The 8,172-nt window shown below is 29.2% G+C and carries 8 protein-coding genes; 1 reads left to right on the forward strand and 7 read right to left on the reverse strand.

The genetic code is table 11. From position 1 onward, the window contains the following. Nucleotides 1-237: 237 nt before the first annotated feature. The 7 genes from ACIQZ1_RS09070 to ACIQZ1_RS09100 form a co-directional block, all read right to left on the reverse strand. Nucleotides 238-2,121, reverse strand: a complete 1,884-nt coding sequence (locus ACIQZ1_RS09070) for a DUF3857 domain-containing protein (RefSeq protein WP_396160653.1) — start codon at nt 2,119-2,121, stop codon at nt 238-240. Between the two features lies 1 nt (nt 2,122). Then, the gene (gene dtd / locus ACIQZ1_RS09075) at nt 2,123-2,575 is read right to left on the reverse strand and encodes a D-aminoacyl-tRNA deacylase (RefSeq protein WP_396160655.1); all 453 of its coding nucleotides are present in this window, start codon (nt 2,573-2,575) and stop codon (nt 2,123-2,125) included. Between the two features lie 19 nt (nt 2,576-2,594). Next, nucleotides 2,595-3,572, reverse strand: coding sequence for a ribosome small subunit-dependent GTPase A (gene rsgA / locus ACIQZ1_RS09080; RefSeq protein WP_396160657.1), 978 nt, complete (start codon nt 3,570-3,572; stop codon nt 2,595-2,597). A gap of 67 nt (nt 3,573-3,639) precedes the next feature. Continuing rightward, entirely contained in the window at nt 3,640-4,725 is a 1,086-nt protein-coding gene (locus tag ACIQZ1_RS09085; protein ID WP_396160659.1) for a chorismate mutase, read from the reverse strand. A gap of 118 nt (nt 4,726-4,843) precedes the next feature. After that, entirely contained in the window at nt 4,844-5,527 is a 684-nt protein-coding gene (locus tag ACIQZ1_RS09090; protein ID WP_396160661.1) for an SDR family NAD(P)-dependent oxidoreductase, read from the reverse strand. Between the two features lie 8 nt (nt 5,528-5,535). Beyond that, entirely contained in the window at nt 5,536-6,843 is a 1,308-nt protein-coding gene (locus ACIQZ1_RS09095; protein ID WP_396160663.1) for an ABC1 kinase family protein, read from the reverse strand. Nucleotides 6,844-6,858: 15 nt separating this feature from the next. Next, nucleotides 6,859-7,536 carry a TetR family transcriptional regulator C-terminal domain-containing protein gene (locus tag ACIQZ1_RS09100; protein ID WP_396160665.1) on the reverse strand — a complete coding sequence of 226 codons (678 nt, stop codon included), beginning with the start codon at nt 7,534-7,536 and terminating at the stop codon, nt 6,859-6,861. Nucleotides 7,537-7,653: 117 nt separating this feature from the next. Between ACIQZ1_RS09100 and ACIQZ1_RS09105 the strand changes: the two genes are divergently transcribed. Further along, on the forward strand, nt 7,654-8,172 hold a 519-nt coding region (locus tag ACIQZ1_RS09105), incomplete at its 3' end, for an ATP-binding cassette domain-containing protein (protein WP_396160667.1).

Genomic DNA, 8,172 nt, shown 5'->3' on the forward strand with positions numbered 1-8,172 from the left:
AAAACAAGGTTTTGCCCTTTTCAAATATTACCGCAGCAACTGCAGATGTATCAGACTTATGATGTTTCTCTTGTAATTCTTGAATAGTTACTTCACCAAGTTCTCTGTTTTGAGCAAACATTAAAATTGGAAATAAAAAGGCTAGCGTAATTTTCTTCATAAGTGTAAAATTTTTATTTTTATATGATTTACCAATTTAAAAATAAACCCATTAAATGACTAAATTAAAGAAAAATATTATTTAACTTCTAATAATATCTTTAAATTATCTAATTTACTAATTTGTTCTCTAAATTTTCTAAAAGATTCATATTCTTCCTTTGAAAAAAATCCTTCATTCATTATTAATTCTCTTTTAAAAACAAGGACATTGTTTTCAAATATTACTTTAGAACTATACTCTCCAAATTTTTCTTTAATATTCATACTTTCTGGAAGTTGTTTGACAACGTAGTTACTAGGAACAATAATTTCAATTTGATCTGAATCTATAAAACCGTAATCTATTTCAAATGAAAATTTTTTATTCCTATATTTATAAGGAACATTTGTAAATCTATTAAAAACGTTAAGAGGAAGTATAATTGAATTTAAAGTATTTTCATAATAATTCTCAGTTTCAAAATTAAATTGTTCTTCAAATGAAAATGTTTCTTTATCATTTGAAAATTTCAATTCTGAAATTGAAAGATTATTTAAATGACTAAAATGATTTTTATAATATTCTAATTTTTCTTTTGTATTAAATTTTTCTAATCCAGAAACGTTGTTATATTGAATGCCTTTAGAAATTATTTTTGTATTTCCTTTTACACTCCCATTTTGTAATATTGTCACTTTTGACTGAGTTTCTTGGGTATTCTGTTCTTTTTTATAATATGTGGTATTAACAACTTCAGCACCATCTGGTTTAATTATTAATGCATTTCTATTTGAAGTAAAATCACCCAAATAACCAAATGGATTAGTTTGGCTGGTACATTCTAAAAAAATATAGTCATCATTATACGGAACAGATACGATTACATGATTACTTTGTTTGGCTATTATTTCTTCATCAAAGCTTTTTTTTTCACCACCATAAATTACGGTGTAATACGATTCAATATCATATGCTTTGAGAATTGAGCGAGTAAAATTACTTAATGCCTTACAATCTCCATAACCATATTTTTCAACATCTGATACTTCCATAGGTTTCCATCCACCAATACCTACCTGAACACTTATATATCGAGTATTATCTTGAACATATTTATAAATTTTCTTTATTTTTTCTAATTTTGTGTCATTAATGGAAATGATATTATCTAATTTTACTTTTGTTTTTTCAGAAATAGTACTGTTATTTTTTATAAAATAATCGTAATACATTTTTCCAAATTCTTTCCAAGACTTCATATTTAATTCATAACCTTCTAAAGATGCTTTTTCTAAAAACATTTTAACCATTGGAAACTCTTTAGAATAATCAGCATAAGCTTCTGGTTTTATTGCTAAAATATTTCTTACTGAATAGACAATATTTTTAGGTGTCTCTATTTTTTCAATATTATATTCGTGAATTTTTTGTACTTTAAATTTAAGTGGATAAGTTTCATTTTTAATTATTTCTAATTTAGATTCTAAAATGGTTTCGTGCAAATTAGAAATTGGAGACCATGTATTTAAAAATGCAGTATTTACACTTTCTGTTTCACATTCGTATTCAATAATTAATGGAAAAGAGAGTGGCTTATAATCAAGGAATAAAACTCTACTATCTGAAAATATCGTACTATCATCAAATAAACTTCTGTCATTAAAATCAGATTTATTAAAAGATTTTATTTTTTCGCCTGATGAATTGTATAAAATAACATTAATTTTTTTTATTTTATTTGATTTGTCATAATTTTCTGACAAATCAATCGAGTTAAATCCACTTTCATTCAAAACTAAAACAATATACTTATTATTTTTAATTACTTTGTCGAAACTCTTATATTCTATTATTTTATTTTGGATTATTTTTATGGTATTCGCATTTTCTTTTTGTTCAGGTGTTATGATAGGGATTTTTATATTTTGACTAAATATAAAATTCATTGCTAAAAAAATTAATAAAAATTTGTTTTTCATACTATTCTTTGTTTTTTGAATCAATAATAATTGTTACAGGTCCGTCATTCACTAATGCTACTTTCATGTCTGCACCAAATTGTCCTGTTTGAACACTTTTCCCTAATTCCAATTCTAAAAGTTGTATGAATTTTTCATACAGCGGAATAGCAATTTCTGGTTTTGCTGCTTTAATATAACTTGGTCTGTTTCCTTTTTTTGTTAATGCATGAAGCGTAAATTGACTTACTACTATAATTTCGCCATCAATATCTTTTACAGAAAGGTTCATTACTTTATTTTCATCTCCGTAAATACGAAGATATACAATTTTAGAAACCAACCAATTAATGTCTTCCAAATTGTCTTCAGATTCAATTCCTACTAAAATTAAAAGCCCTTGATATATTTGAGCCACAATCTGCGAATCAATAGTAACAGATGCTTCTGAAACTCTTTGAATTACTACTTTCAAAATAATGGTAAATTATTAATTATTTTCTCGTATCATCGCTTGCAATTCGGTCTTCGCCGTAAATATCATTTCGGTATTGTTCTTCATCACCTTCTAATATTTTTAAATAACTTTGGTACCTACTCCAAGTAATTTTATCTTCATCAAGTGCTTTTTTTACAGCACAATGGGGCTCTTCTTTATGTAAACAATTGTTGAATTTACACGCTTCTTTTAAAGCAAAAAGTTCTGGAAAGTAGTCCGAAACTTCTTGTTTCTCCATATCAACCATTCCAAAACCTCGTATTCCAGGCGTATCAATAATTCGGATTTTGTTTGACAAATCAAACATCTCGGCAAAAGTTGTGGTATGTTGTCCTTGCGCGTGCGAATTAGAAATTTCTTTAGTTTTTAATTTTAATGTAGGTTCAATTGCGTTAACTAACGTTGATTTTCCTACACCAGAATGACCTGAAAACATAGACACTTTTCCTTTCATAATATCCATTAATTCTGCAACACCTTTATTATCAGTTGCCGAAACTCGCAAGCATCTATATCCAATTTCGGTATAAATGTGTTGTAAATACAATTGTTCGTTTAAAGTAGCCTCGTCAAATGTATCTATTTTATTGAAAATAATTATAGCTTCAATGCCATAGGCTTTTGCAGTAACTAAAAATCTATCAATAAAACTGGTAGTGGTTGTAGGATTATTGATGGTTACTATTAAGAAACCAATATCAATATTTGAGGCAATAATATGTGTTTGCTTTGATAAATTTACAGATTTACGTACGATATAATTTTTTCTATCGTGAATATTAGTTATAATTCCGTTTACTTCATCTACCGTTTCGTCTAAATCAAAATCTACCACATCTCCTACCGCTATAGGATTGGTACTTTTAATACCTTTCATACGGAATTTACCTTTGATACGACAATTATAAAATTGATTATCATTAGATTTTATGTAATACCAACTCCCTGTAGATTTATAAACGGTTCCTGTCATATTTAATTGTAAACAATGAATTACAAATTTACTCTTTATTATTCAAAATGTAAAATTGGTAATATATTTAAATTTTATTCATTATTTTTTCTTGGTGTGAAATACTTTCTTGATGTATCGCTTTGTAAATTTTCAAAACAAACTCCTTGTTTAATCCTTTATTTTCACCATCTATAATCATTCTTCCTAAAATTTCATTCCATCGTTTGTTTTGCAAAATGGCAACGTTTTTCTCTTTTTTAAGTTGTCCGATTTTTTCCGCAAGACGCATACGTTTTCCTAAAATTTCAATCAATTTTGTATCTAATTCGTCAATGTATGCGCGTTGTAAGGCCATTTCTTTATTCCATTCTGCATTTTCATCGGTTTCTTTTCTCATTTTCAAATCGACAAAAATTTGTTTTAATGCTGCTGGTGTAACTTGCTGTGCAGCATCGCTCCAAGCGTTATCTGGATCAAAATGGGTTTCAATAATTAAGCCATCGTAATTTAAATCTAAAGCTTGTTGTGCTACTTCCTGAATCATATCTCGTTTACCCGTGATGTGTGATGGATCACAAATTAATGGCAAATTCGGGAATCTATTTTGCAAATCTATGGCAATTTGCCACTCTGGATTGTTTCTATATTTCGTTTTTTCATAGGTTGAAAATCCTCTATGAATGACTCCTAAATTTTTAATCCCAGCTTGATATAAGCGTTCCAATCCGCCAATCCATAAAGACAAATCTGGATTCACGGGGTTTTTTATCAATACAATTTTATCTGTGTTTTTTAATGCCTCTGCAATTTCTTGTACTGCAAACGGATTTACAGTGGTTCGTGCACCAATCCACAGTACATCAATATCATATTGTAACGCTAATTTTACGTGATTGGCATTGGCAACTTCTATAGCCATCAACAAACCTGTCTCTGCTTTGGCTTTCTGTAGCCATTTTAAACCAATTTCACCAACGCCTTCAAATCCTCCAGGTCGAGTTCTTGGTTTCCAAATTCCAGCACGAAAAATAGAAACATCAGAGTTTTTTAATTCGTGTGCAATTTTCAAAACTTGTTCTTCGGTTTCAGCGCTACAAGGTCCAGCTATAACTAACGGATGATTTAATTTTAAATCTACCAACCATTGTTTGTAATCTTTTGTAATTTCCATTTTATTTGAATAAAAAATCCCGAAAAATCGGGATTCATTAATTTATATACTTTTTATATAACTGATTAGTTACATAATATATTGGCGATTTTTATACTATCACAAATATATAAAATATTTAATAACTTAAACTTACCAAACCGTTATCTTGAACAATAATTTGCCCTGTAATTCCATTAGAAGCATCTGTTAAAAGAAAACAAGCGGTTTGAGAAACATCAACTGGATTTAAAATTCGTTTTAAAGGATGTTTCGCAATCATATTCTCTCTAATTTGATCTGAACGTAAAATTCCTGAAGCCAATGGAGAATCTATTAAAGATGGTGCAATGGCGTTGACTCTTATTTTTGGTGCGAACTCGGCAGCCAGACTTTTAACTAAACCTTCTACAGCTCCTTTAGCAGCAGCTATACTTGCGTGATAGGGCATTCCTGATTGAACGGCAACCGTGCTAAACATGACAACACTTGCTTGTTCCGATTTTTTTAAAGTTGGTAAATAGTGCTGAAATGCTTTCAAAGCGCCGAAAAAGTTTACATTTAAATCCGAATTAAAATCTTCTAAACTTAAACGATTAAACGGTTTTAAATTGATACTTCCTAAACAATATACCAAACCGTCAATTGATTCAATAGTTGGTAAGTTATCCGTTAAAGCGTCTAATTGATGCCAATCTCCATTAAATTCATAACTAGGTTCAGAACGAGAAATAACGTGACAAAAATTACCTTTTTCAGATAATTCTTTTACAATTTCTTCACCAACACCTTTACTTCCGCCAATTATTAGGTAATTCTTCATGTTTTATTTTAATTTAAATATTTTTCAAAATCGTTAATTTTTACTTTTGCTTTGATGTCAAACATTAAACTGTATAAACCAAAAAATGTTCTGTTTACATAGATAAAATGTTTAGAACCACGGTTTCCATTCATTTTACGTAGCGTTTTATCACTTGCGAATTTTTCACTTAAAGCAGCAATTTGAGCTTGAAACTCAGGTTGTGCGAAATCAAATATTTCTGCTTGAATTGGTAGAGTAAAAACACTAAGTAATTCATGAAACATATCTGTAAAAAATGCTAACTCTTTTGGAGAATCCGTTGTTTTTAAAATTTCTAATTCGAATAATTTTTTTGTGAAATAGTCCATATCTTTTAAAGAATCTGGTGTAGACACTTCAAAATACGGCACATAAAAATCATTTGGAATTTCCTTCATACAACCAAAATCAATCGCAATTAAATTATCATTTTTATCTACTAAAAAATTACCAGGATGAGGATCTGCGTGAAATTTCTTCAACTGATGAATTTGGTACATATAGAAATTCCATAACGTTTGCCCTACTTTATCACGTTGTTCTTGAGTTGCATTGCTCGAACAAAATTCAGATAAATGAATCCCATTCATCCAATCCATTGTGATAATTTTATCTGAAGAATATTCTGGGTAATAATTTGGAAATAATAAATTATCAATTTTTTCACAATCAAGAATTACTGTCATCGATTGCGATATTTCCAATTTATAATCCGTTTCTTCAGTTAATTTATCTTCTACTTCTTGAAAATATTCATCCGAAGTTCCTTGTAAATTAAACATTCTAACCGCAATTGGTTTCACTAAAGCAATATCAGATCCAATACTTTCGCGAATACCCGGATACTGTATTTTCACAGCTAATTCTTTTCCGTTTTTAGTTGCTTTATGAACCTGTCCTATGCTTGCCGCGTTAATGGAATCTGGTGAAAAAGTATCAAATAATTCTTCAGGGTATTGTTTAAAATAGGTTTTAAATGTTTTTCGTACTAAAGGTGCTGATAATGGCGGTACAGAAAATTGCGACAACGAAAACTTATCTACATAAGATTGTGGTAACAAGTTTTTTTCCATACTGAGCATTTGTGCTACTTTTAAGGCACTTCCCTTCAATTCTTTTAATCCATCATAAATATCAGATGCATTACTTTCATGTAATTTATCTTTGGTTAACGATGGATTCACGACTTTTTCGCCGTAATATTTTAAGTAATTTCCTCCAACTTTCACTCCAGTGGTAACTAATTTTGTTACGCGCTCCATCTTCCCGGTTGGAATACTATCTATTTTTTTCATTATTTTTTGTTGTGTTTATGATTTTGAAAACATCCCGTTCATTTGTTCTTTCCACAAAAATTTTCCAAAATCAATAATACTTTGTGTAGGAATATTGTATGCCAAATCGAAACTCGCTTTTACTGATTTTTCAATAAATACATCTGTTTTTTCAAAATTTGGAGATTCATCGTTCATCCAAAAATTGAAAATGGATAAAAATTGCAACCAAGATGCTTCTTGTATCACTTTATCTTGAATTTTAACTACTGTTTCTTGATCAATATTAATTGGTTTTTCCAAAATAGTTAAGGAATAATCCAAATACACTTCACGAAGTTTAGTCAACTTTCCTAAGTTTTTCATTGGATTTTTATCTTCTTTCAATAAATGAATGATAAAACTTCTATTTGCCGTTGCCATTTCGAAAAAAGTAAAATAAAAAGCGGATAATTTATCGGCACTTTCATAAGATTGATATGCTTCATTTTTTTCTAACAATTCTAACGTGTAAGCAAACATGGTTACAAAATATTGCCTTTCTAAAACCTCAAATGAAGTAAAATAGTGATAAAAATCCGTTTCATCCATATTGTTTAGCTTTGCAAATTCATAAACCGAATTTGGTTTTTTTGCATTTGTTAAACAAAAATCTGTGTATGCAGAAACAATTACATCTTCAGTAATTACTTTCTTTTTTTTTGGTGCTGCCATAGTATAAATATTTTGTTCAACAAATTTACAAAAAAATTAAACAATAAAAACCATATTAACTTAAATTTATCTATTAAAGTATTGCTTTAATTTATTATTTTTGTTGAAAACAAGAATATGTCAATAGAAGTAAAAAACATAACCAAAACGTACGGAACTCAAAAAGCGTTAGATAACGTTAGTTTTTCTGTAAAAAAAGGAGAAATTGTAGGTTTTTTAGGTCCAAATGGTGCCGGAAAATCAACATTAATGAAAATATTGACCACATATTTAACAGCAGATGAAGGCGAAGCCAACGTAAATGGTTTTGATGTGACTTCAGCTCAGAAAAGCGTGCAACAATCGGTTGGTTATTTACCAGAACACAATCCGTTATATTTAGATTTATATGTTCGTGAATATTTAGAATTTAGTGCTGATGTGCATAAAACAGACAAATCTCGTATTCAAGAAGTGATTGAATTGACAGGTTTAACTCCAGAATGTCATAAAAAAATTGGCGAACTTTCTAAAGGATTTCGTCAGCGTGTGGGATTGGCTACAGCTTTACTTCACAATCCAGATGTATTGATTTTAGATGAACCAACAACAGGATTGGATCCAAATCAATTGGTGGAAATTAGAGAACTAATTAAA

The sequence above is a fragment of the Flavobacterium sp. genome (assembly GCF_044341185.1).
Taxonomy (GTDB): domain Bacteria; phylum Bacteroidota; class Bacteroidia; order Flavobacteriales; family Flavobacteriaceae; genus Flavobacterium.